Below are 1,693 nucleotides of genomic sequence, written 5' to 3' on the forward strand. Positions count from 1 at the left end.
GTTTCTAGCAAGCTTATTAAAGGCAGTCTATTAAGGTCCACTTTAGGCTTAAAGCAGACGTTGGCGGTTTGGTAAAAAAGCTGTTTTAAACGGCAAAAATACTAATTTTGAATGATGAATAATTACATTCACTAAGCAGAATTTGCTTTCAGGAATAGGGCAAATTAAACGCCAGGAATGGCATGGGTGTATCGCTTTCAATGATGGGTTTGATACCTAATTATTCAGCCTTTTATAGGTTGAAACGAGTACTGTGTAGGTGGTTTCGTAGATGAAAATAATGAGCTTTGGAATTATATATGAATAAGATTATCGGCCTCATAATGATCTTTTTTAGTACATCTGTTTTTGCTGGGCATGCTTGGTTAACTGTTTACCCCAAAAATGTAAAGCTGCTTGGAAGCGGACTGTTACTACAAGGTCAGAATGAAATTGAGAATATTTCTTTAGTAACTTGTGCAACGAATAAAACTTCAATTTACCTAAAGAATAGTGACGAAATGTTTGATCAAAAGTTATCGATGGCTTTGTCTGCACAGGCCCAAGGTAAAGCTATTCAGACCTTGATTTATAGCCCGGATTCTAACCCTGATGCGTGTACGACTGTCTCTGCGCATGGAAGTGTTGGAACGGCTTACTTCTATTATTGGCATTTAATGGGCGATTAGTAGAGGCGAGTAGGGCCGGACAAAAAACCTTGTAATTAATGCATCTTATTTTGATGTTTATTTTATGTTCCGGCATTAGGTCAATTTAGGTTGATTCTGGAATGTTATTAGTCAAAGGATTTTAGAATGAAAGTAGCAGTTTTAATTATGCTGACATGTGTTTCTTTTGGAGCATATGCTGAAAGGTTTTGGACAAACGAACTAGTTGATTGGCACTTCCATCTAAATAATGGCACTTCCTATGTTACTAGCCCAGCATTTCCAGAAGAGTGCAAATACAGTAGAGCTCAAATAGATATTGCGGGCGATGAGTATAAGAAAGCGATGTGGTCTTATATTCTTGCAGCGAGTAAAGCTGGAGAAAAGCTTCAAGTGGTTCTTGATCATGATCGTTCAGCATCTGCAGACTCGATAGTTTGTAGAATTCTTTCTGCTGATGCACGTAAATAGAAACCCGAATTAGGCATGTTATAGGTGCTTATAGCTAGTAGCTATAAGGTCTCAAATAGGTTGGAAAGGGAAGTCGAGTAATGAGAAAGTTATTTGTTGCAGGAATATTATTGTTATTAACAAATGCGGCTCTAGCGAATTACGAGTGTAAGGGTGCTGTTAAGTATATAGGTTTAGGTGATAGCTTATACGTGAATATTGGCTTTGGTATTCATAAACTATGTACCTTGGCTGGAGATACGTCAGATCAATGCAATGCTTGGTTTGCATTATTTTTGTCCGCCCAAGCTCAAGGAAAAGATGTTGGTGTTTCTTATAGAGACTCGACAGGTAAGATAAGCTCAGATGAAACATGTAGCGCGATTGGTCATTGGGTTGTTCCTTCAGATGAAGTTTATTTTGTTAACCTATACATGTGACATTCGCCCATAGTCTAGTCAAAAATAGGTTGATGATAGAAGCTGATCAATCACAAAAAACTGTGCCGCTTCATTGTCGAGGAAGTACATTAAATATGAACTTGTTTTAGGCAAGTTCTACTTACGAAAAGAGTGTAAAAAGTGAAGTTCTTAAAG

At 37.5% G+C, this 1,693-nt stretch carries 3 protein-coding genes; all 3 read left to right on the plus strand.

The annotated features are described in order from the left end of the window. Positions 1–299 precede the first annotated feature (299 nt). A complete protein-coding gene (locus tag A3761_RS24535) occupies positions 300–668 on the plus strand; it encodes a hypothetical protein (RefSeq protein ID WP_068739844.1) in 369 nt (122 codons plus the stop codon). Between the two features lie 126 nt (positions 669–794). After that, on the plus strand, positions 795–1,118 hold the full coding sequence (locus tag A3761_RS24540) for a hypothetical protein (protein ID WP_068739842.1): 324 nt from the start codon (positions 795–797) through the stop codon (positions 1,116–1,118). A gap of 80 nt (positions 1,119–1,198) precedes the next feature. After that, positions 1,199–1,537, plus strand: a complete 339-nt coding sequence (locus A3761_RS24545; RefSeq protein ID WP_068739840.1) for a hypothetical protein — start codon at positions 1,199–1,201, stop codon at positions 1,535–1,537. Positions 1,538–1,693 lie beyond the last annotated feature (156 nt).

This window comes from Oleiphilus sp. HI0123 (assembly GCF_001635315.1).

What these genes read in the sequence shown, in the direction of transcription:
- A3761_RS24535 (WP_068739844.1), top strand. Translation starts at nt 300, where the DNA reads ATGAATAAGATTATCGGCCTCATAATGATCTTTTTTAGTACATCTGTT.
- A3761_RS24545 (WP_068739840.1), top strand. Translation starts at nt 1,199, where the DNA reads ATGAGAAAGTTATTTGTTGCAGGAATATTATTGTTATTAACAAATGCG.
- A3761_RS24540 (WP_068739842.1), top strand. Translation starts at nt 795, where the DNA reads ATGAAAGTAGCAGTTTTAATTATGCTGACATGTGTTTCTTTTGGAGCA.